The following is a 21,583-nucleotide window of genomic DNA, read 5'->3' on the forward strand; positions in this document are numbered from 1 at the left end:
CGGAGGGCGGGGAGTTGACGCAGCCGTGGCTGACGTTCTGGTGGCCCTGCGCCCACACCGTCGAGGCCATCGAGTGGATGTACTCGCCGCTGTTGGAGCTCGCGGCCGTCGGCACCAAGGCGGCCGTGGCCGTCGCCGCGACCGCCGTCGCGGGCACCACGATCGGCGGAGCCGCCGCCTACCGCGCCGCCCAGCCCGACCCGGCGCCCCACCGCACCGCCGCGGCGGCAAGTCCCACGCCGTCCGGCGTACTGCTGCGGATCGGACCGCTGACGGTGCGCGCGCCCGCCACGTGGAAGGCGCATCCGGTCCCCCACACGCCGTCAGAAACGCACCCCGGGCGCAAGCCCGACAGCTACTTCGTGAGCACCTGGACGAAGTGCGGGAAACCCAATGCGCTCGAAGCGTCGCTCGCCGCCAGCCAGACGTGGTGCCCGGGCTTCCACCTCTTCGGCGCGAGCCTGCTCACCGACCCGTCGGAGTACATCGCCGGCCCCTACCAGCGGACCGACACCTACGCCTCGATGTTCAACCAGGACGAGGGGATGAACTGCCCCGACCACGACGAGCTGCGCGCCGTCGGCGTGGCGGACGGCGCCGTGAAGACCGCCGACCGGCTCGCGCCCGTCGGGGCGCGCAAGGCGGAGTACCGCGAATGGCGCGTCCCGTGCTACACGCGCGACGATCCGGACGGGTTCGGTCCCACGCGCCGCACGTCCGTCTCCTACACGGAGCGGCTGTGGTACCTGCCGCAGTCGAAGATCCTGATCGTCGACCAGTGGAGCACTCCCGGCCTCGACCGCATCCTGGCCGACGCCACCTGGAGCTGACCGGCGCACGGCGGGCCGCTCGTCCCACGGCCCGCCGTTCTCCGGAATCAGTCGGTCTTGCGGAGGTGGTCCGCGCCCTCCGCCAGTTCCCTCGCGGCGCGGCTGCCCGAGGCGGACACGGCGGCGTCCAGCTCGTGCGCGAGTTCCTCCAGCTCGGCGCCGCCCGCCATGAGCGCGGTCAGCTCCTCGCGGCCGATGTCGTCCTTGGTGCGGTAGCCGATCGGGCGGCCCCGGTTGAGGATCAGGAAGCGGTCGCCGACCGGGTAGGCGTGGTGCGGGTTGTGGGTGATGAAGATGACCGCGAGGCCCCGCTCCCGCGCCTGGACGATGTACCGCAGGACGGTCCCGGCCTGCTTCACGCCGAGCGCGGCCGTCGGCTCGTCCAGGACCAGGGCCTTCGCGCCGAAGTAGACGGCGCGGGCGATCGCCACGCACTGCCGCTCGCCGCCGGACAGGGTGCCGATGGGCTGGTCGACGTCGCGCAGGTCGATGCCCATCGCCGCCAGCTCGGCCTTGGCCGTGCGGCGCATGAACGCGATGTCCATGCGGCCGAACCCCTTGCGCTTCTCCGAGCCGAGGAAGAAGTTCCGCCACACCGGCATCAGCGGGACGACCGCGAGGTCCTGGTAGACGGTCGCGATGCCGCGGTCGAGCGCGTCGCGCGGCGAGGAGAACGCCACCGGCTCGCCCTGCACCTCGTAGGTGCCGAGGTCGTGCCGGTGCAGCCCGGCGACGATCTTGATGAGGGTGGACTTGCCCGCGCCGTTGTCGCCGAGCACGCAGGTCACCTCGCCGGCGGACGCCTCGAGGTCCACGTCCCGCAGCGCGATGACGTTGCCGTAGTTCTTGCCGACGCCCGCCAGCCTGACCAGCGGCGGCGCCGCCGCGTCCGCCTTCTCCGCGCCCGCCTTCTCCGCCTCCGCCGTCATGTCGACCGCTCCACTCTGCGCCGCACGATCAGGTTGACCACGGTGGCGATGAGCAGCATCGCGCCGAGGAAGAACCGGAACCAGTCGGGGTTCCACTCGGCGTACACGATGCCCTTGTTCACCATGCCGAAGATGAACGCGCCGATCGCCGCGCCGATCGCCGACCCGTAGCCGCCGGTCAGCAGGCAGCCGCCGATGACCGCGCAGATGATGTAGTTGAACTCGTTGCCGACGCCCTCGCCCGACTGGACGGTGGCGAACGCGAACACCAGGTGCATCCCGGAGAACCAGCCGCAGAACGCCACGCCCATGAACAGGCCGATCTTCGTGCGGGCGACGGGGACGCCGACCGCGCGGGCGCTGCCGGCCGCGCCGCCCACCGCGAAGATCCAGTTGCCGGCGCGGGTGCGCAGCAGGATCCAGGTCGCGACCGCGACGAACAGCAGCCACCAGAACACGGTGATCTTGACGTTGACGCCGGCGATGTCGACATCGGACGCGAACACCTTCCGCGCGCTCTCGAACCCGTCCATGTCCCGGACGGAGTCGGACGCGACGTTCCCGGTGACCGCCTTCGTCACGCCGAGGTTCGCCCCGGCGAGCATGAAGAAGGTGGCGAGGGTGACGATGAAGCTCGGCAGGCCCGTCCTGATGTAGAGAAGGCCGTTCAGCGCGCCGATCGCCAGCGTCACGACGAGCGAGATCGCGACGCCGACCCACAGGTTCAGGGTGAGCTGGTAGCTGACCAGCGTCGCGACGAGCGCCGCCGTCGTCACCATGACCCCGGCGGACAGGTCGAACTCGCCGCCGATCATCAGCAGCGACACCCCGACCGCCATGATCCCGAACGTCGAGCCGGCGTACAGCACCGTCGAGAACGAGTCGGCCTGCAGGAACGCGTCGGCGACCAGCGAGAAGAACACGAACACCGCGACCGCGCCGAGCAGCGCGCCGAACTCGGGCCGGCGCAGCAGCCGCCGCACGGGCGACTGCCGCGCCAGCCGTTCGTCCGGTACGGCCGCGGGCGGCTCGGCGACCGCCTGCGTCACCGCGTCCCCCGTACGGCGAAGCCCTCCAGCGAGGCGGCGTTGTCCTTGGTGACGATCGCGGGCCCGGTCAGCACCGGACGGCCGCCGCCGAGCACGTTGCCGTTGGTCTTGTAGAGCCACAGCCCGTCCACGGCCTCGTAGCCCTGCAGGTAGGGCTGCTGGTCGACGGCGAACTGGATGTCACCGGACTTGATCGACGCGATCAGGTCCTTGTTCAGGTCGAACGTGGCGACCTTGGCCTTGCCGCCCGTCTCCTTGACCGAGTCGACGGCGGTCGCGGCGAACGGGGCGCCGAGCGTCAGGATCCCGTCGATGCCCTTGTCCGACTGGAGCTTGGCGGTGATCGACGACTTGACCTGCGGCATGTCGCTGCCCTGCACGTACAGGTTCTGCAGCTGCCCGGAGAAGGTCTTCTTCGCGCCGGCGCAGCGGCTCTCCAGGCCGACGTTGCCCTGCTCGTGCACCACGCACAGCGCCTTCTTCACGCCGATCTTCGCCAGCTCCTGGCCGGCCGCCTCGCCCGCGATCGACTCGTCCTGCCCGAAGTGCGCGAGCGCGCCGAGCTTCGCCGAGTCCTCGGCGCCGGAGTTGATCGACACGACGGGGATCTTCGCGGCGGTGGCGCGGGCCAGCACGTCCTTCATCGCGTCGGGCTTGGCGAGGGTGACGATGATGCCGTCGACCTTCTGGTCGATCGCGGTCTGGACGAGCTGCGCCTGCTTGCCCCCGTCCGGGTCGGCCGAGTACAGGAACTGGACGTTGTCCTTGGCGGCGGCGGCCTTGGCGCCCTTCTGGACGATGTCCCAGAAGGTGTCGCCGGGCGCCGAGTGGGTGACCATGGCAATCTTCAGGCGGGGGCCGCTCCCGCCGGTCGCCTTCTCCTCGCTCTTCTTGCCGCCGGAGCTGCTGCACGCGCCGAGCGCCAGCACCCCCGCCAGGGTCAGCGCCGCCAGGCGGGTGACGGGCGCGCGGCCCCTGCCGGGTGCACGGCCCTTGAACGACGTTCGCGCGAACACGCCTTTCATACGGACGCTCTCCGATCTCCCCCGAGAAAGTGAGCCGGGACAGAGAGTTGATCACAGATGGCGGCGGCGCGACCAGACCTCCTTCTCATAGCGTCCGCGGGCCTCGCGCGTGGAGTCGAGCGCGGAGACCTCGGCGACCGGGACGTCCCACCACGCCTCGCTGCCGGGGGCGTCCGAGAGCGGGTCGGTCTCGATGTGCACCACGGTCGTCCGGTCGCTCTCGCGGGCCCGGCGCAGCGCGTCGCGCAGGTCGGCGGCGCCGGTCGCGCGGAGGACGTCGGCGCCGAGGCTGGCGGCGTTGGCGGCGAGGTCGACGGGGAGCCGCTCGCCGTCGAGCCCGGTGCCGGTGCGGGCGCGGTAGCGGGTGCCGAACCGCTGCGCGCCGACCGACTCCGACAGGTTCCCGATCGAGGCGAACCCGTGGTTCTGGACGAGGACGACGACGAGCTTGATCCCCTCGGCGACGGCGGTGGCGAGTTCCTGCGCCATCATCAGGTAGGAGCCGTCGCCGACCATGACGTACACCTCGCGGGAGGGGTCGGCCATCTTCACGCCGAGGCCGCCGGCGATCTCGTAGCCCATGCAGGAGTAGCCGTACTCGACGTGGTAGCCCTTGGGATCGCTCGCCCGCCACAGCTTGTGCAGGTCGCCCGGCATCGAGCCGGCCGCGCAGACCACGACGTCGCGCGGGCCGCTCACCTCGTTGACGGCGCCGATGACCTCCGACTGGGCGGGAAGGGGGCGGTCCTGCGGGGCGTACGCCCCGTCGACCGCGGCGTTCCAGCGGGCCATGAGCGCGGTGGCCTCGTGCTTGTACGCGTCCGGCACGGCGTAGCCGTCGAGGGCGGCGTTCAGGCCCCGGATGCCTTCGCGGGCGTCCGCCACGACCATGGTGCCCGCGAGCTTGGCTGCGTCGAACCGCGCGACGTTGACGTTGACGAACCGGACGCCGGGGTTCTGGAAGAGGCTGTGCGACGCGGTGGTGAAGTCGCTGTAGCGGGTTCCTATGCCGATGACGACGTCGGCTTCGCGCGCCAAGGCGTTCGCGGCGGTCGTGCCGGTCGCACCTATGGCGCCCACGGAGCACGGGTGGTTCCAAGGGAGGGCGCCCTTGCCCGCCTGCGTCTCCGCGACGGGGATGCCGGTGCGTTCGGCGAAGGCGCGCAGGTCGTCGGTGGCGCCGGAATAGATGACGCCGCCGCCCGCGACGATGAGCGGACGTACGGCCTGGAGGAGCGCGCACGCCTCATCGAGCGCGGCCGGTTCCGGAAGCGCGCGCGGGATGCGCCAGACGCGCCGCGTGAACAGCTCGTCCGGCCAGTCGTACGCCTCCGCTTGGACGTCCTGGGGCAGCGCCAAGGTGACGGCACCGGTTTCCGCAGGATCGGTGAGGACGCGCATGGCCGCCATCAGCGCGCTGGGGAGTTGCTCGGGGCGGTTGATGCGGTCCCAGTACTTCGACACCGGCTTGAAGCAGTCGTTGACCGACACGTCATGGGACCGCCCGTCCTCCAACTCCTGCAAGACGGGATTGGCCGGACGGGTCGCGAAGATGTCCCCCGGCAGCAGCAGCACCGGCAGCCGGTTGATCGTCGCCAGCGCCGCGCCCGTGACCATGTTCGTCGCGCCCGGCCCGATCGAGGTCGTGCACGCCAGCGTCGACAAGCGGTCGTTCATCCGCGCGAAGCCCGACGCGGTGTGCACCATCGCCTGCTCGTTGCGGGCCATGTAGTACGGCATCTCCTCGCCGTACTCCAGCAGCGCCTGCCCGATCCCCGCCACGTTCCCGTGCCCGAAGATCCCGAAGCACCCCGGGAAGAACCGCTGCTCGCGCCCGTCGCGCTCCGACCACTGCGCCGCCAGGAAGCGCACCAGCGCCTGCCCGACCGTCAACCTCATGACCGTCCCTTCGCCGAGGTGAGCGGCAGCCGCGGATCGACGGCCTGCCCGGACCAGGTGCCGCGGACCCACGCGTGCGCGGGATCGTCGCAGATCCGCCACGCGCGCTCCGGCGACGGCCCGGCCATCACGTTCAGGTAGTACAGATCGTGGCCCGGCGCCGCCATCGACGGGCCGTGCCAGCCGTGCGGGATCAGCACGACGTCCCCGCCGCGCACCTCCGCCAGCACGTCGATCGGCCGCTCCGGCGTGCCGTAGACGCGCTGGTAGGCCATGCCGCCGTCGCCGGACACCTCGAAGTAGTAGATCTCCTCCAGGACCGCCTCGTCCGGCCCCTCCTCGTCGTGCTTGTGCGGCGGGAACGACGACCAGCAGCCGCCGGGCGTGAGCACCTCGCACGCGATCAGCTTCTCCGCGAACGGGAACCCCTCGGGCGTGCCGAAGTTGTTGACCTGGCGGCTCGCCGGGCCCGCGCCGCGCAGCTCGACGGGGACGTCCTCGGCGGGGCCGTAGCGGGGCTCCAGGCGCGCCTGGCAGCGGGCCGCGGCCAGCGCGAACCGGCCCCGCCCCCGCACCGTCACCCGCGCGTCGCGCGGCACGTACGCGAAGTCGCTGACCCGGCTGAAGACGTCGGCGCGGCCCTCCAGCTCGAACCGCTCGCCGTCGCACTCCACCGCGCACGACCCGGCCAGCGGCAGCACGATCATCTCGAAGTCGCCGGTGCCGAAGGTGTGGCCGCCCGGGTCGGGCAGGTCGAGGACGCGCAGCGCCGTGTGCGCCCAGCCCGCCGACTCCGGCGTCACGACCACCCCGTACGGCCCCTCCGCGGCGGATCCCGCCGGCAGATGGTGCTTCATCCGGCCCTCCTCTCCGCCAGCAGCGCGTCCACCTCGGCCTCGGTCGGCATCGCGGCGGAGCAGGCGATGCGGGAGGCCACGATGGCCCCGGCCGCGCCCGCGAACGCGATGACCCGCTCCAGGTCCCAGCCGGCGAGCAGGCCGTGGCAGACCGCGCCGCCGAACGCGTCGCCCGCCCCGAGCCCGTTCGCCACGTCCACCTTGACCGCCGGCGCACGCACCGTCTCCTCGCGCGTCGCGGCGAGCACGCCGTCCGGCCCCATCTTCACGATGGCGAGCCCGGGACCGCGGTCGAGGATCGCGCGGGCGGCCGCCTCCGGCTCCCGCTCCCCCACCGCGACCGCGCACTCCTCGAGGTTGCCGACCGCCACCGTCGCCCGCTCCAGGGCCCGGCCCGCCCAGTGCGGCGCCTCGCCCGGGTCGTCCCACAGCATCGGCCGGTAGTCGAGGTCGATGACGGCGTGGCCGGTGCGCGCGCCGAGCGCGAGCAGCGTCGCCTCCCGGCTGGGCTCCTGCGACAGCCCGGTCACCGTCGCCCACACGATCCGGGCCCGCCCGATCGCGTCGAGGTCCAGCTCGTCCGGACGTATCTCCAGGTCGGGGGCCTTCGGATAGCGGTAGAAGTACAGCGGGAAGTCGTCCGGCGGGAAGATCTCGCAGAACGCCAGCGGCGTCGGCAGGCCAGGGACGGGCGTGACGAACCGGTCGTCCACCCCGTACTCCTTGAGCGCCTTGTGGACGTACCGGCCGAACGGGTCGTCCCCGGTCCGGGTGACGACCGCGGCGCGGCGCCCGTACCGGGCCGCGGCGACCGCGACGTTCGTGGGGCTGCCGCCGAGGTACTTCCCGAACGACTCGACGTCCTCCAGCGGCCGGCCCACCTGGTCCGGGTAGATGTCGACGCTCACCCGCCCCATCGTGACCAGGTCGTGGGGCTCGGTCATGAGGCCGCCTTCGCGAGGTAGTCGAGGCTGCGCCGGACGTCGTCGTAGGGTCCGGCGCCCGCCGCCGGCTCCTCCGTGAGGACGGCGTCCTGCTCCAACACGTACCAGCCTCCGTATCCGGCGCCCTCCAGGGTCGCGATGATGCCCGAGATGTCGACGTCCCCCTCGCCGAGCGGCCGGTAGAGGCCGTCGCGCACCGCGTCGGAGTAGGCGACCTCGCCGCCGAGCACCCGCGCGGCGAGCGCGGCGTCGACGTCCTTGAGGTGGACGTGCGCGATCCGCGCGGCGGCGAACCGCGTCAGCCACGCCGGGTCGGTGCCGCCGACGAGCAGGTGACCGGTGTCCAGGCACAGCGGGACCCCGGATCCCGACAGCACCCGCTCGACGTCCGCGCGGGTCTCCACGACCGTCCCGACGTGCGGGTGCAGCGCCGCGAGCCGGCCGCGCCGGGACGCCCGCGCCGTGATCGCGTCGAGGTTGGACAGCAGCGTCGCCCAGGCCCGGGTGTCCAGCGCGGGCCGCCCGTCGTAGCCGGCCAGCCCGGTCGCGGCGGCCAGCACGAGGACGCCGCTCATGGCGTCCAGCGCCCGCTCGATCTCCGGCATCGGGTCGTGGTCCGGGTCGTGCAGGACGACCGGGACGAACGCCCCGACGAGCCCCAGCCCGTAGGACGACAGCAGCGCCTCCCGCTCCTCCCGCGCCGCCGGCAGGAACCCGTCCGGGCCGAGCTCGGTCGCGGCGAGCCCGAGGTCGCGCATCTCCGCGAGCACGCGCGCGGGCGCCATCTGGTGGCCCCAGCCGGGCACCTCGCACACGCCCCACGAGATCGGCGCGCCGGCGATCCTCATCGCCGCACCTCCTCGGCCTCGACGACGCGGCCCTCGCGCATGGACAGCTCGCAGGCCTCGGCGAGGTAGAACGCCTCCAGGGCGTCCTCCGGCGGGCAGGGGTTGGCGCGCCGCCCGGCGACGACGTCGACGAAGGCGCGCAGCTCGGCGTCGTAGGCGTCGGAGAACCGTTCGAGGAACCCGGCGTAGGGGTCCCGGGGCCCGTCGCCGTGCTCGGGCACCGCCGTGACGGGCGTCCGCTCGTCCAGGCCGGCGACGATGCTGTCCTTGGAGCCGAACAGCTCCAGGCGCGCGTCGTACCCGGCGGCGTTGTAGCGGGTGGCCGACACCTGCGCGAGCGTCCCGTCGTCGAGGACGAGCAGCGCCGACCCGGTGTCGACGTCACCGTTCTCGCGGAAGAAGTCCTCGCCGCGGTTGGCGCCGGACGCCATCACCCGGACGACGTCGCGGCCGGTGACGAACCGGATCAGGTCGAGGTCGTGGATGACGCAGTCGCGGAAGAGGCCGCCGGACGTCGGGACGTACTCGGGCGGCGGCGGCGCGGGGTCGAAGCTGCACGACCGGACGGTGTGCAGCCAGCCGAGCCGCCCGGACGCGAGGGCCTCGCGGGCCGCCGCGTTCCCCGCGTCGAAGCGGCGCTGGAACCCGACCTGCACCGGAACTCCGGCCTTCTTCGCGGACGCCACGATTTGGAACGTTCCATCAACATCGGACGCAAGGGGCTTCTCGCAGAAGACGGGCAATCCGGCCGCGAGCGCCCGCTCGACCAGATCGGCGTGCGCGTCCGTCGCGGCGGCCACGACGAGGCCGTCCAGCCCGGCGGAGAACAGGTCCGCCACCTGGTCGGCGGCCCGGACGTCCACGGCCCGGACGTCCGGCGAGACCGGAGGTCGGTCGATCAGCGTCTCTGCGGGAGGACGACCCCCCGCACTCCCCGGCGAAGGCGGCCTGTCCGGCGCCTTATGCTCCGCCGGCGCTCCGCTCCAGGCGCCGGTCAGGCGGGCCGCCAGGGCCCGAGCGCGCGCGGCGTCCGCGTCGGCGACGACCAGCGCCTCCACCTCGGGCAGTTCACACAGGGCCGCGGCGTGGCGCGCACCGATGCGCCCCGCGCCGGCCAGTCCGATCCTCATGGAACCCCTCCCCGCTCGGCGGTCAGGTGAGTCCCGAGTGTGCTGGAGCGTTCCAGGGGCGTCAACGGCCGGGCGTGCGCGCCGCCGGGAAATGAGGTGTCCGAAACCCGGCGGACTAGGCTGGCGGCGGCACCGCCCCGGGCTGTCGCACCAGGAACACCAAGCGCTAGTTTGATGCCATGCGGGTCCTCGTCACCGGCGCCTCCGGGTTCGTCGGCTCTCACACCGTCCGCGCCCTGCTCGCCGCGGGCCACCGTCCGCGCGCGCTCGTCCGCGACCCCGGCAAGACGACCAAGGTGCTCCAGGCCATCGGCGTCCAGGCGGAGGAGGTCGAGCTGCTCCCGGGCGACATGCTCGACGCCGCCGCCGTGGCCGGCGCGCTGGACGGCTGCGACGCCGCGATCCACGCCGCCGCCGCGATCGGCGTCACCGGCCCGCACCGCGACCTGGTCGAGGTCAACGTCACCGGCACCCGCAACGTGGTCGGCGGCGCGGTCGACCGCGGCCTGGCGTCCATCGTGCACGTGTCGACGATCGGGGTCTTCGTTCCGCCGTCCGGTCCGGTGATCACCGCCGACGCGCCGCTCGCGAGCCCCCGCACCGGCTACGGCCGGTCGAAGCTGGCCGCCGAGACCTACGTCCGCGGCCTCCAGGACGACGGCGCCCCCGTGACGATCGTCTACCCCGGCGGCGTCTGCGGGCCCGACCAGCCCCACCTCGACGCGCTGAACGAGGGCCTCGCCGCCGCGCTCGGCAAGCTGTGGCCGCTGCCCGGCGGGGGCGTGTCGGTCATCGACGTCCGCGACCTCGCCACCGCCCTGGCCCGTGCCGTCGAAGCAAAGCAAAGCCCGAGCCGCTGGGTGCTCGGCGGCCGCTACCTCACCTGGCCGCAGTACGCCGACCTCTGCGACGCGCTGACCGGCGTGAAGTGCCGCCGCGTCCGGGTGCCGAGCGGCGCGATGCTCGCGCTCGGCTCCGCCCTCGACGCCGCCAAGCGCGTCCGCCCGTTCGACTACCCGCTCACCCGCGACGCCGCCGAGTTCATGGTCACGCTCGTCCCGACCGACGACCGCCCGATCCTGGACGCGCTGGACCTCACCCTGCGCCCCGTCGAGGAGACCGTCGCGGACGCCCTGCGCTGGCTGGCCGAGAGCGGACACCTCAACCCCCGCCGGGCCGGCCGGCTCGTCACCGAGGAGCGGAAGATGGCCGAGCCGACCCTGATCCAGCGGACCTTGGGCCCGCTGTTCCAGCGCATCTCCGGCGCCCGCTGGTTCGCCAAGGTCGGCCCGAAGGTCGTGCCGCACGTGGACCGGGCCCTGCACAGGCTCACCGGTGGCAGGGCCATGCTCGGCCAGCTCCTCGTCCCGAGCCTCGTCCTCACCACCACCGGCGCCGTCAGCGGCCTGCGCCGGCAGACGCCCCTGGCGTGCCTGCCGGACGGCGACGGCTGGCTCGTCGTCGGTTCGAACTTCGGCCGCGAGAAGCACCCGGCCTGGACCGGCAACCTCATCAAGAACCCCGAGGCCGAGGTGAGCTTCCGCGGGGCGACCACCCCGGTCACCGCCCACCTGCTGGACGACGCCGAACGCGCCGAGGCGTGGCCGCGCCTCACCGCCGTCTGGCCCGTCTACGACCGCTACGTGGAACGCGCCGACCGCCAACTGAGGGTGTTCCGGCTCACTCCGCGCTGAACCCGCCGAGGTCTCCGGCGCCATTGAGAACGGCGCCGGCGGTGCCGCGGACACCGAATCCGGAATCGGCGGGCCATTGCGGCGTCATGCCCCGCGGAAGGTCCTCGACAGGCGGCGGCCCAGCAGAAAGTAAGCGATCACCACACCGGCGACATTGAGGATGACGTCGTCGACGTCGAAGGCGCGGCCCATCACGACCGCGCCCTGGACGGTCTCGATGATCAGCGAGAACACGCCGGTCAGGAGGGCGAGCCGGAGGGGGCCGCGCAGGGACGTCCACACGATCGGCAGCAGGACGCCGAGGGGCGCGAGCAGCGCGAGGTTCCCGCCGATCTGCAGGAAGGCCTCCTTCGTCGGCTGGTCCATGTAGAAGCGGAGCGAACGCCCGGGATGGAGGTTCCCGCTCGCCTGGCCGTTGTCGTGGACGGGCGTCAGCGTGAGCCGGAAGGCGAAATAGAAGAAGACGCCGAGAATGGCGAGCGCGATCGTCACCACGACCGCGCGGAGGACGAGCACATACCAGGACACCTTTTCGCCGCGCTCCGCAGGCTGCCACATTTCCACCAGCATCTCGCGCTGGTCCCCCGTTTCCCCGCGGGCTATGCGCGCCGCCGGATTACGGGCACCGCCCGCAGGACCGGTCGACGGTTTCCGGCATGTCCGAATCCTGCCGGGACCAGGGCGTTGACAGGACTGACCAAGCAAGCGCATGATTCGGCCGTGATCGGAGTCACATCCGATCGCGGGTGGCCGGCGCGAGGCCCCCTCACGGAATGCCATCAGTGAGAGAGGTTGCGTCATGGCCGGTCATGGGCGGCAGCATGCCGTGGATTCGGGGATCACCCGCCGCCGGTTCCTCACCGGGGCCGGGGTCGCGGCCGGAGCACTGCTCCTGCCCGCGTGGCGGACCGCCGCCGCGGCCGCGCCGGACAAGGCGATCGCGGACGGCGACCGGGTCCCCGCGCTGGTCATCGGCAGCGGCTACGGCGGCGCCGTCGCCGCGCTGCGGCTGACCCAGGCGGGCGTCCCGACCCACATCGTCGAGATGGGGCAGAGCTGGACGGCGCCCGGCTCGGACGGGAAGGTCTTCAGCTCGCTGCTCAGCCCGGACGGGCGGTCCTACTGGTTCCGCACCCGGACCGACCAGCCCGTCGGGTACTTCCTCGGCGTCGACGCCAACAAGAACATCGACCGGTACGCGGGCGTCCTGGACTCCGAGGCGTTCGCCCACACGCGCGTCTACCAGGGCCGCGGCGTCGGAGGCGGCTCGCTGGTGAACGGCGGCATGGCCGTCACGCCCAAGCGCGCGTACTTCGAGGAGATCCTGCCGTCGGTCGACGCGAACGAGATGTACGGCACGTACTTCCCGCGCGCGAACGCCGCGCTCGGCGTCAACGCCATCGACACGTCCTGGTTCGAGTCCACGAAGTGGTACAAGTTCGCGCGCGTCGGCCGGGACAGCGCCCAGGCGGCCGGGTTCGGGACCACGTTCGTCCCCAACGTCTACGACTTCGGCTACATGAAGCAGGAGGACGCCGGCACCAAGCCCAAGTCGGCGCTCGCGCAGGAGGTCATCTACGGCAACAACTACGGCAAGCGCTCGCTGGACAAGACCTACCTCGCCGCGGCGGCGGCGACCGGGCGGCTCACCATCAGCCCGCTGCACACCGTCACCGGCGTCGCGCCCGCCTCGGGCGGCGGCTACACGGTGGAGATGACGCAGATCGACACGGCCGGCAACACCGTCGCGCGCAAGACCGTCACCGCGGACCGGGTGTTCTTCGCCGCGGGCAGCGTCGGCACGCCCAAGCTGCTGGTCGCGATGAAGGCGCAGGGGCGCCTGCCGAACCTGCCCGACGCGGTGGGCGACGGCTGGGGCAACAACGGGAACGTGATGGTCGCCCGCGCCAACCACGTCTGGGACACCACCGGGGCCGACCAGTCCACGATCCCGGCGATGGGCATCGACAACTGGAGCGACCCGAACGGCCCGGTCTTCGCCGAGATCGCCCCGTTCCCGGCGGGCACGGAGCTGTGGGTCAGCCTGTACCTGGCGATCACGAAGAACCCGAACCGGGCGAGGTTCACCTTCGACTCGGGCACCGGCAAGGTCGACCTGTCGTGGCAGTCGTCGTGGACGCAGCCGTCCATCGACGCCGCCAAGCGCGTCTTCGACAAGATCAACAGCAAGGCGGTCACCGTCTACCGGTCGGACATGTTCGGCGTCAACAAGGTCTGGGGCGACGACTTCGTCTACCACCCGCTCGGCGGCTGCGTCCTCGGCAAGGCCACCGACGCCTACGGGCGGCTGCCCGGCCACCCCGGCCTCTACGTGGTCGACGGCTCGCTCGTCCCCGGTAGCACCGGCGTCAACCCGTTCGTCACCATCACCGCGCTGGCCGAGCGGAACATCGAGAAGATCATCAAGACCGACCTGGCCTGAGAACGCCGAACGCCCGCACCGGGGATTCCGGTGCGGGCGTTCCGCGTCCGCCGGGTCAGACCGCCACGGGCGTGGTGGCCGGCTCCAGCGCCAGCTCCAGCACCTCGCGGACGTCGCTGACGGCGTGGACCGTCATGCTGTCCAGCACCTCGGCCGGGACGTCCTCGAGGTCCGGCTCGTTGCGCTTCGGCACGATCGCGGTGGTGATGCCGAGCCGGGACGCGGCCAGCAGCTTCTGCTTCAGGCCCCCGATCGGCAGCACCCGCCCGGTCAGCGACACCTCACCGGTCATCGCCACGTCCGACCGGACCGGCCGCCCCGACAGCAGGGACGCCAGCGCCGTGGTCATGGTGATGCCCGCGCTCGGGCCGTCCTTCGGGATCGCGCCGGCGGGCACGTGGACGTGCACGCCGCGGTCCTTCAGGTCGCCGACCGGCAGCTCCAGCTCCGCGCCGCGCGAGCGCAGGTAGCTGAGCGCGATCCGGGCCGACTCCTTCATGACGTCGCCGAGCTGCCCGGTCAGCGTCACGCCGGTGTCCCCGGTCTCCTTGTCGGCCAGCGACGCCTCGATGTAGAGGACGTCGCCGCCCGCGCCGGTGACCGCCAGGCCCGTCGCGACGCCCGGCACGCCCGTCCGCCGCTCCGACCTGCTGAGCTCGACCTCCGGGGTGAAGCGGGGCCGTCCCAGGTAGTCCTTCAGGTCGTCCGCGCCGATCGCGACCGGCAGCTCCGCCTTCTCCAGCGCGACGTTCGCGGCGACCTTCCGCAGCACCCGCGCGATCGACCGGTCCAGCGACCGGACGCCCGCCTCGCGGGTGTACTCGGCGGCCAGCAGGCGCAGCGCGTCGTCGCCGAACGTCACCTCCGACGGCTCCAGCCCGGCCTTGTCGAGCTGGCGCGGCAGCAGGTGGTCGCGGGCGATGGTGACCTTCTCGTGCTCGGTGTAGCCGTCCAGCTGGACGAGCTCCATCCGGTCGAGCAGCGGCCCGGGGATCGCCTCCACCACGTTCGCGGTCGCGAGGAACAGCACGTCGCTCAGGTCGAGCTCGACCTCCAGGTAGTGGTCCCGGAACGTGTGGTTCTGCTCGGGGTCGAGGACCTCCAGCAGCGCCGCCGTCGGGTCGCCCCGGTAGTCGGCGCCGACCTTGTCGACCTCGTCCAGCAGCACGACCGGGTTCATCGAGCCCGCCTCGCGGATCGCCCGGACGATCCGTCCCGGCAGCGCCCCCACGTAGGTGCGCCGGTGGCCGCGGATCTCCGCCTCGTCCCGCACGCCGCCGAGCGCGACGCGCACGAAGTTGCGCCCCATGGCCCGCGCGACCGACTCGCCCAGCGAGGTCTTGCCGACCCCGGGAGGACCGGTCAGCGCCAGGACGGCGCCGCTCCGGCGCCCGCCCACGACGCCGAGGCCGCGGTCCTCGCGGCGCTTGCGCACCGCCAGGTACTCGATGATGCGCTCCTTGACGTCGTCGAGGCCGGCGTGGTCGGCGTCCAGGATCTTCCGCGCGCCCGCGATGTCGTAGGCGTCCTCGGTCCGCTCGTTCCACGGGATGTCGAGGACGGTGTCCAGCCACGTGCGGATCCAGCCGCCCTCCGGCGAGGCGTCGGACGACCGCTCCAGCTTGTCGACCTCCTTCAGCGCCGCCTCGCGGACCTTCTCGGGGAGGTTCGCGGCCTCGATCCGGGCGCGGTAGTCGTCCTCCTCGCCGGCGGGGTCGCCGTTCAGCTCGGCCAGCTCCTTGCGGATGGCCTCCTGCTGCTGCCGCAGCAGGAACTCCCGCTGCGTCTTCTCCATGCCCTCCTGGACGTCCTTGCGGATCGTCTCCGCGACGTCCAGCTCGGCGAGGTGGTCGCGCGTCCAGCCGATGACCAGCTCGAGCCGCTCGACGACGTCGACCGTCTCCAGCACCTCGACCTTCTGCTCGGTCGTCAGGTACGGCGCGTACCCGGCGTTGTCGGCCAGCGTCGAGGGGTCGTCGATCTGCTGCACCACGTCCACGACCTGCCACGCGCCGCGCTTCTGCAGGATCGCGCTGACCAGGCCCTTGTACTCCTTGGCCAGCTCCTGCGCGCGGCCGCTCGCTGGCGGGGTCTCGATCGCGGTGCCCTCGACCCACAGGGCCGCGCCCGGCCCGGTCGTCCCGGTCCCGATCCGCACCCGCTGCACGCCCCGGACGACCACCCCGGGCTCACCGCCCGGCAGCCGCCCCTCCTGCTCGATGACGCCGAGCGTGCCGACGGCGGCGTACTGCCCGTTCACCCGCGGGACCACCAGCACCCGCGGCTTGCCCGCCGACCGGATGCCGGGGCCCTTGGGCTGCGCCACCGCCTTGGCCGCTTCGACGGCCGCCCGCACCTCGCCGCTCTCGGACAGGTCGAGGGGCACCACCATGCCCGGCAGAACGGCCCCGTCGTCCAGGGGCAGCACCGGCAGCGTCAGGGTCTCGCTCATGCTCAGCTCCAAGTCCTTCGTCGCGGCCCCCTCGGGAGGGACCGTCCCGGTCGCCCGGGAACCCAACACCAAGTTGAGTCATACTCACTCAAGAAAACGGAGCAACTAATAATTTCCTCAGCAACGTTCGCTCTCAGCGATCACCGGCCCGGCCTACCCTCGCCCCATGTGTCCGGTCCGCGTGATCCTCGCGCGTTCCGGGCCTACCTTGCGAGGGACCTTGCGACGTTCGGATTAAGTCTGCGACCCGCTCGGCATCCGAGCCCCATGATGTCTCGCGTGACTGGGTCATCTCTGGTCCCGGGCGGGGCTGTACAGCCGGTTGGCGACCTTGAGTTCGCCTAGGTGGCCGCCATGACCGAAAGGCTGGCTCTACCGCCGGACCGGCGGGATGATCGGCAGCCTGTCGCACCTGGTGCACGGCGCGGCCATCCTGGCAATCGAGACCGGCACCGAGCAGATCACCAAGGAACTGCTGGCCATGGTGCCCATCGACTACGCGGCCGAGCGCGCTGCCGCGCCCATGCGAGCCCAGCCTCGCGGCCCGGGGAAAGCCACCACACGATGATCTCCGCGCCCTCACCGCGTCAACTGCCCATCACCGTCGCGCCCGCCGGCGGGAAGCGTTTTGGCTGGTTGAAGCAGCGTTCGACGACGTTGCGGCGCCGGTAGCGGTCGGAGTCGAAGCCGCAGCGGCGGTGGCCCCCGCCGTGCCCGGGCGGCCACCTGGTCGCTGCGTTCGGGGATGGTGTGCGGGATGCGCCGGCGCCGCAGATAGTCGCTGATGATGTGAGTGGAGTAGCCCTTGTCGGCGATCAGGTGCCCGGGCCGCACCCGTGGGCGGCCCGGGCCGGCGCGTCGGACTTCGATGGCTTCGACGACCTCGATCAGCCGGGTGCAGTCGTTGACGCTACCGGCGGTGAGGGTGAACGCCAGCGGCAGGCCGCGCCCGTCGCGGGCCTGGTGGAGTTTGGTGGTCAGCCCGCCGCGGGACCGCCCGAGTGCCTGCTGTGCTGCGGGTGATGCCGGGTTCGTCCCCGCGTGTTCCCCTTTTTGCGGGCGCCGGCGGCGTGCTGGTGGGCCCGCACGATGGTGGAGTCCACGCACACCGCCGACCAGTCCACCGCACCCACCGCATCGTCGTGGACCTGGACGTGGGCCAGCAGCCGGTCCCAGGTGCCGTCGGCGCTCCAGCGGCGGAACCGCTGGCCTGCCAGGGCCCGTACCGGTCCGTGACGTCCCGCCAGTCGGCACCGGTGCGGATCTTCCCCAAGATCTCATTGATCACCTGCCGATAGTCACGCCACCGTCCGCCAGGCCCGGACGCCACCGGCAGCAACGGCTCGACCCGCGCCCAGGCCACATCGGTCAACTCGTGTCGTCACACCATGGCCACCATCAAGCCACACCCCAAAGACCCAGATCCGCAAAACAGGCCCTAGCCAGACTCAACGCCCTGGACGGCGGCGAACTCTGACGCCAAGCCACACCCCCAGTCACCCCGAATCGGCGCGCACCCCACGCCCGCCTGCTCTCTGCGCTCACCGGCCGCCCGCCCGGCCACCTGGCCGGCCACCTGGCCGGCGCGCTGCCCGAATTGCGCACCCCATCACCGACCTGGGAAGCATTCCGCCACAACCCACAGATCGGCTGTCCGCGCTGCGACGCCCGCCATGTCGGCAGACCGGTGTTGAAACGCGCCATCTGGACCATGCACACCATGGTCTTCATCCCACTGGGGACCAAAAGAAGACCTTCACCACGGCCAAACTGTTCGCCGCCATCTACCCCGACGCGGTCAACATCGCCGAGCTGATCGCCTCACCGATCTGGCGCGACTCGCAGCCGGAGACCACGAGCAGTGCGACCTGTTCTGCGCAAGAGTCGGTTACCGCATCGGCGTCCCCGACTACCACCCTCAGGACAACCTCGACCCCATAGGTCATTGGATCGCCGATGACTGCTGGCACGCCCCCAGCCCACCCCGCACCCCCTTCGCCGCAGTCAAAGGCCACCGCCGCCCTAGCCATCTCGACAAGGTCATCACCAAAGCCAGCCGCAATCGTCACGACAAGGCCGTCCTCTGGTTCGCCCGCAAACGCGGCTCCGAAAACGTCATCTTGCGCCACCGCGCCGCGCAACTCGCAGTGATCCGCGAATGATTCATTCCGATGGAGCAGTACAAGGGAGCGATCTACCAAAGCCAGTAACCCCAGCTACGCTTCTGGTAACTCCAACCAAAATAATCAGCTAATTGACTAGGACCTGCGCTCTGGCGCACCTCAATGTGAACGCGCCTCTCTCAGCGTCCATTCAAGGTCGCCCTCACTACCGCCATCGCCGGCACGCACCTGCCCCCTCGGCGAGGGGTGCTCCACCACTGAGTCAACGCACATACAACGCACATACAACGCGCACTGCTATCCACGAAGCTTCCCGGTAAGAGGAATCTGCAAATTTCACGCTCCGAGCTGTGGCGTCGGTCTCGGATGCCTTCCGCCGCCTTGACGATCACTCCTGCCCCCGCACTGTCCGAGGTTGTACTCGTGACGAGTTCCCTGCCAAGAGAGCGGAGCAGATGCCTCACCTCATCGATCCTGCAGAGGGCGCGCGCTACCCGGGCGACGACTTGCTGGGCAGCCTGTGGGAGCGGCCGCCGAAGGCGGAGGTCCACGTTCGCGAGCAGCATCCGGCGGATCGGACGCCCTTCATCGCGGTTCTGGGTTCGAGCGGCTTCCGCGCCAGCTGGCAGGCGGGGATCAGTCACGTGTTGGAGGAGGTAGGCCACCCGGTCCGGTGGGATCTGGCCTCGGGGGGCACCATCCCGGGCCTTGCCGCCGCAGCCGGTATGAACAGGCACTGGCGTCGTGTGGCAAACGCCGGAGTGCCAACGCACAAGATCCTCGCTCCGGCACATGGCCTTCGCTGGTTCGAGCGAAAGAATCTCGACCTTGCCGGCGTGTTCGACATGACTGCGGTCGAGGAATGGCTCGATTCCTGGTTAGCCTGGGCGGGAGTTAAAACCTTCCGCGACCTGCGCTACAAGCCCGGCGAAATCAAGCCTGCAGAGACATCGCACCGTGCGGGTATCTGCGTCGCAATGTGGCGGACCGATCGCCCTTTTCGCGCACGATGCACCCCCGATCAACTGCGCGATCCTGAGTTCATTCATCACGCATTCCGTTGGGCCTTCTTTGGCAGGCAGTTCCCGTGGCGAAGGTTTAAGTCCGTATGGATTCCCGACACCGTGGACGAGCACCTCCCCTGGCTGAAGCAAGAGATCGATGATCACAGTCCGGCCTTCTGGGCCCGAGTCTCGATGAGCCAGTGGCCGGCATGCTTGCCGACGGTACTTCAGGATCCAGAAACATTGCAGTTGATCTTCCTTGCCGACGGTGGCCACATAGACAACCAGCCCAGCTTGTTCAATGACGGCCGCGTCCCCAGTCTGCCCCTGCTCAATCCTCGACTGGCACAGAATCGCAGACAGAACAAACCAGGGCAGCGGGCTCGCGATGCCGGGCGCATGCCGTTCGGCAGGGTCGTTCGCTTCGAACTCGCACCGGAGACCAACTTCAGTTCTCTTCAAGCGGGCGGGCTGAGGCTCGCCGAACGGGATGCCATGTGGCGCAGAGGGGTCACCCAGGGCCGGCAACGGCTTTCGAGCGAACTTGCCGACCTGGTCGAACAACATGCATCCGACCGCGAACGCAGTGAACAGATGTATGACAGGGTCCGCGTGCACGTTCCAGGACTTCACGGATTCCAGAGCATTGCCGCCGCGAGACGCCCTTGGACAAAGCGGACATTCGATAACCGCAGCTAGCGGGGCTAGCCTTTCAATAGCATTCAAGCTTCACTGTGCCCGTAAACGATTGGAGTATTGATATGGGCGGCTCACGCGTCCTGGCGGTTGGGCATTACCAACCACTCAGAGAGCTCACCAACGCCGAACTCGCCACCTGGCTGGATACCAGTGACGAGTGGATCACCCGCCGAGTCGGGATCCGGTCCAGGCGCATCGCCGCCGACGGCCAAACTGTGGACCAGATGGCCGTACGCGCCGCGGAGAACGTCCTCAACAACACAGTCGTGCCACTGGACTCGATCGACATGGTGCTGGTCGCGACCTGCACGGCCATCGACCGCACTCCCAACATGGCTGCGCGAGTGGCGGCGCACCTGGGTCTCCGCACGCCAGCAGTTATCGACATCAACACCGCATGTTCCGGCTTCTGCCATGCACTCGCGATCGCCGACCACAGCATCCGCGCAGGAGCGACCAGACATGCTCTCGTGATCGGAGCTGAGAAGCTCAGCGAGGCTGTCGATTGGGACGACCGTTCGACCTGTATCCTGTTCGGCGACGGCGCAGGTGCCGCACTGGTAGGAGAGGCGGTCAGCCCCGGAATCGGCCCGGTGGTGTGGGGTTCGGACCCCAGAATGTCGAGAGCCATCGTGATCGAAGGAACCCCGCCACGCTTCAACCAGAACGGCGCCGCCGTGTATCGGTGGGCCGTGAGCGAGGTCGCCCGGATCGCTCGCGAAGCGTGCGACAAGGCTGGCGTACAGCCAGCCGATCTTGGTGCCGTGGTCTTCCATCAGGCGAACCTGCGCATCATCGAGAAGATGGCCGCACAGCTAGGCGCACTCAACGCCATAGTGGCCTCCGACGTGGTCGAGTCCGGCAACACGTCGGCGGCGAGCATCCCCCTGGCGCTGTCAAAACTCGTGGAAGAGCGGCGCATCCCAGGGGGGTCTCCGGTTCTCGCCTTCGGCTTCGGCGGTGGGCTGGCTTACGCAGGTCAGGTCATTCTGAGCCCCGACGCACCTGCGAGCGCATAAGCAACCAAGTTCGAGCCCTGCGCGGGTCCACATGCATTCCTTGGATCGTTTTGGATCGATCTATTTTCGCTTGATTGTGAGCGACACATATCAGGCGATCCGATGACCCCCATAGGGGGCTTTGATGCTCTGATCGTCGTTCAAATGCATGCGCCTACCCATTTCGTGCCACCAGATTATTTCGCTGACTTCTCAAGGAGAGCACTCCCGGGCATCGAGGGATCTGCACCTTCGATAGTTCGCGCGAGATTTCCTCGAGTTGGGTGTGTAAGGAGTGCCATCAATGACGGTCGACTCCGTGCGCGGCGCGCCAGGCGCCTCCGAGCTCGCCGAACCCGAGCTCATCAGGCTGCTGACCCCCGAGGGGGAGCGCGTCGGGCATCCCGACTACCCGCTGGACCTGAGCGCCGGGGAGGTCCGCGGGCTCTACCGCGACCTGGTGATCGTCCGCCGGTTGGATATCGAGGGTGTTGCCTTGGCACGGCAGGGCGAGCTCGGAATGTGGATTCCGTTGCTGGGCCAGGAGGCCGCGCAGATCGGCTCGGGACGCGCGCTGTCCGAGCACGACATGGTCTTCCCCACCTACCGCGAGCACGGCGTCGCGTGGTGCCGGGACGTCCCGCCGCTGAACCTCCTCG

General features: G+C 70.6%; 16 protein-coding genes and 2 pseudogenes. 7 read left to right on the plus strand and 11 right to left on the minus strand.

What is annotated here, in order from left to right:
* Nucleotides 1-830, plus strand: a pseudogene (locus tag amrb99_RS46675) (hypothetical protein); the annotation flags it as partial.
* A 47-nt stretch (nucleotides 831-877) separates the two neighbouring features.
* Here the strand turns inward: amrb99_RS46675 and amrb99_RS46680 are convergent.
* The 8 genes from amrb99_RS46680 to amrb99_RS46715 are packed head-to-tail and all read right to left on the minus strand — an operon-like array spanning nucleotide 878 to nucleotide 9,511.
* Complete coding sequence (locus amrb99_RS46680; RefSeq protein ID WP_190868538.1) at nucleotides 878-1,759, minus strand: ATP-binding cassette domain-containing protein; 882 nt, start codon at nucleotides 1,757-1,759, stop codon at nucleotides 878-880.
* On the minus strand, nucleotides 1,756-2,808 hold the full coding sequence (locus amrb99_RS46685; protein WP_190868539.1) for an ABC transporter permease: 1,053 nt from the start codon (nucleotides 2,806-2,808) through the stop codon (nucleotides 1,756-1,758). Before amrb99_RS46685 ends, amrb99_RS46680 begins: the two co-directional genes overlap by 4 nt.
* Entirely contained in the window at nucleotides 2,805-3,824 is a 1,020-nt protein-coding gene (locus tag amrb99_RS46690) for a sugar ABC transporter substrate-binding protein (RefSeq protein ID WP_347257162.1), read from the minus strand. The genes amrb99_RS46685 and amrb99_RS46690 overlap by 4 nt, the downstream gene beginning before the upstream one ends.
* Before the next feature lie 60 nt (nucleotides 3,825-3,884).
* A complete protein-coding gene (gene iolD / locus amrb99_RS46695) occupies nucleotides 3,885-5,732 on the minus strand; it encodes a 3D-(3,5/4)-trihydroxycyclohexane-1,2-dione acylhydrolase (decyclizing) (protein WP_190868541.1) in 1,848 nt (615 codons plus the stop codon).
* Complete coding sequence (gene iolB / locus amrb99_RS46700; RefSeq protein ID WP_190868542.1) at nucleotides 5,729-6,589, minus strand: 5-deoxy-glucuronate isomerase; 861 nt, start codon at nucleotides 6,587-6,589, stop codon at nucleotides 5,729-5,731. The genes iolD and iolB overlap by 4 nt, the downstream gene beginning before the upstream one ends.
* A complete protein-coding gene (gene iolC / locus amrb99_RS46705; protein ID WP_190868543.1) occupies nucleotides 6,586-7,533 on the minus strand; it encodes a 5-dehydro-2-deoxygluconokinase in 948 nt (315 codons plus the stop codon). Before iolC ends, iolB begins: the two co-directional genes overlap by 4 nt.
* Nucleotides 7,530-8,381 carry a TIM barrel protein gene (locus tag amrb99_RS46710; RefSeq protein WP_190868544.1) on the minus strand — a complete coding sequence of 284 codons (852 nt, stop codon included), beginning with the start codon at nucleotides 8,379-8,381 and terminating at the stop codon, nucleotides 7,530-7,532. Before amrb99_RS46710 ends, iolC begins: the two co-directional genes overlap by 4 nt.
* Nucleotides 8,378-9,511, minus strand: a complete 1,134-nt coding sequence (locus tag amrb99_RS46715) for a Gfo/Idh/MocA family oxidoreductase (protein ID WP_190868545.1) — start codon at nucleotides 9,509-9,511, stop codon at nucleotides 8,378-8,380. The genes amrb99_RS46710 and amrb99_RS46715 overlap by 4 nt, the downstream gene beginning before the upstream one ends.
* A gap of 179 nt (nucleotides 9,512-9,690) precedes the next feature.
* Between amrb99_RS46715 and amrb99_RS46720 the strand changes: the two genes are divergently transcribed.
* On the plus strand, nucleotides 9,691-11,205 hold the full coding sequence (locus amrb99_RS46720; RefSeq protein ID WP_241756591.1) for a nitroreductase/quinone reductase family protein: 1,515 nt from the start codon (nucleotides 9,691-9,693) through the stop codon (nucleotides 11,203-11,205).
* Between the two features lie 84 nt (nucleotides 11,206-11,289).
* Here the strand turns inward: amrb99_RS46720 and amrb99_RS46730 are convergent, their stop codons facing one another.
* Complete coding sequence (locus amrb99_RS46730; RefSeq protein ID WP_241756592.1) at nucleotides 11,290-11,763, minus strand: VanZ family protein; 474 nt, start codon at nucleotides 11,761-11,763, stop codon at nucleotides 11,290-11,292.
* A gap of 268 nt (nucleotides 11,764-12,031) precedes the next feature.
* On the opposite strand from amrb99_RS46730, the gene amrb99_RS46735 reads away from it, so the two are divergent.
* Nucleotides 12,032-13,648, plus strand: coding sequence for a GMC oxidoreductase (locus tag amrb99_RS46735; RefSeq protein WP_347257163.1), 1,617 nt, complete (start codon nucleotides 12,032-12,034; stop codon nucleotides 13,646-13,648).
* A 55-nt stretch (nucleotides 13,649-13,703) separates the two neighbouring features.
* On the opposite strand, the gene lon is transcribed toward amrb99_RS46735, so the two are convergent.
* Nucleotides 13,704-16,100: an endopeptidase La gene (lon, locus tag amrb99_RS46740; RefSeq protein ID WP_190868548.1), complete on the minus strand. Its 2,397-nt coding sequence runs from the start codon at nucleotides 16,098-16,100 to the stop codon at nucleotides 13,704-13,706.
* Between the two features lie 391 nt (nucleotides 16,101-16,491).
* On the opposite strand from lon, the gene amrb99_RS46745 reads away from it, so the two are divergent.
* On the plus strand, nucleotides 16,492-16,668 hold the full coding sequence (locus amrb99_RS46745; RefSeq protein WP_190868549.1) for a hypothetical protein: 177 nt from the start codon (nucleotides 16,492-16,494) through the stop codon (nucleotides 16,666-16,668).
* A gap of 58 nt (nucleotides 16,669-16,726) precedes the next feature.
* Here the strand turns inward: amrb99_RS46745 and amrb99_RS52080 are convergent.
* Nucleotides 16,727-17,472 (minus strand): annotated as a pseudogene (locus tag amrb99_RS52080) (IS5 family transposase); the annotation flags it as partial.
* A 1,206-nt stretch (nucleotides 17,473-18,678) separates the two neighbouring features.
* Between amrb99_RS52080 and amrb99_RS46755 the strand changes: the two are divergent.
* From amrb99_RS46755 to amrb99_RS46765, 3 genes are all read left to right on the plus strand, one after another.
* Nucleotides 18,679-19,926, plus strand: coding sequence for a patatin-like phospholipase family protein (locus amrb99_RS46755; RefSeq protein ID WP_190868551.1), 1,248 nt, complete (start codon nucleotides 18,679-18,681; stop codon nucleotides 19,924-19,926).
* 62 nt (nucleotides 19,927-19,988) lie between these two features.
* Nucleotides 19,989-20,945 carry a beta-ketoacyl-ACP synthase III gene (locus amrb99_RS46760; protein WP_190868552.1) on the plus strand — a complete coding sequence of 319 codons (957 nt, stop codon included), beginning with the start codon at nucleotides 19,989-19,991 and terminating at the stop codon, nucleotides 20,943-20,945.
* 283 nt (nucleotides 20,946-21,228) lie between these two features.
* Nucleotides 21,229-21,583: thiamine pyrophosphate-dependent enzyme (locus amrb99_RS46765; protein ID WP_241756593.1), on the plus strand; the 355-nt coding region annotated here is incomplete at its 3' end.

This window comes from Actinomadura sp. RB99 (assembly GCF_014706005.1).
Classification (GTDB): domain Bacteria; phylum Actinomycetota; class Actinomycetes; order Streptosporangiales; family Streptosporangiaceae; genus Spirillospora.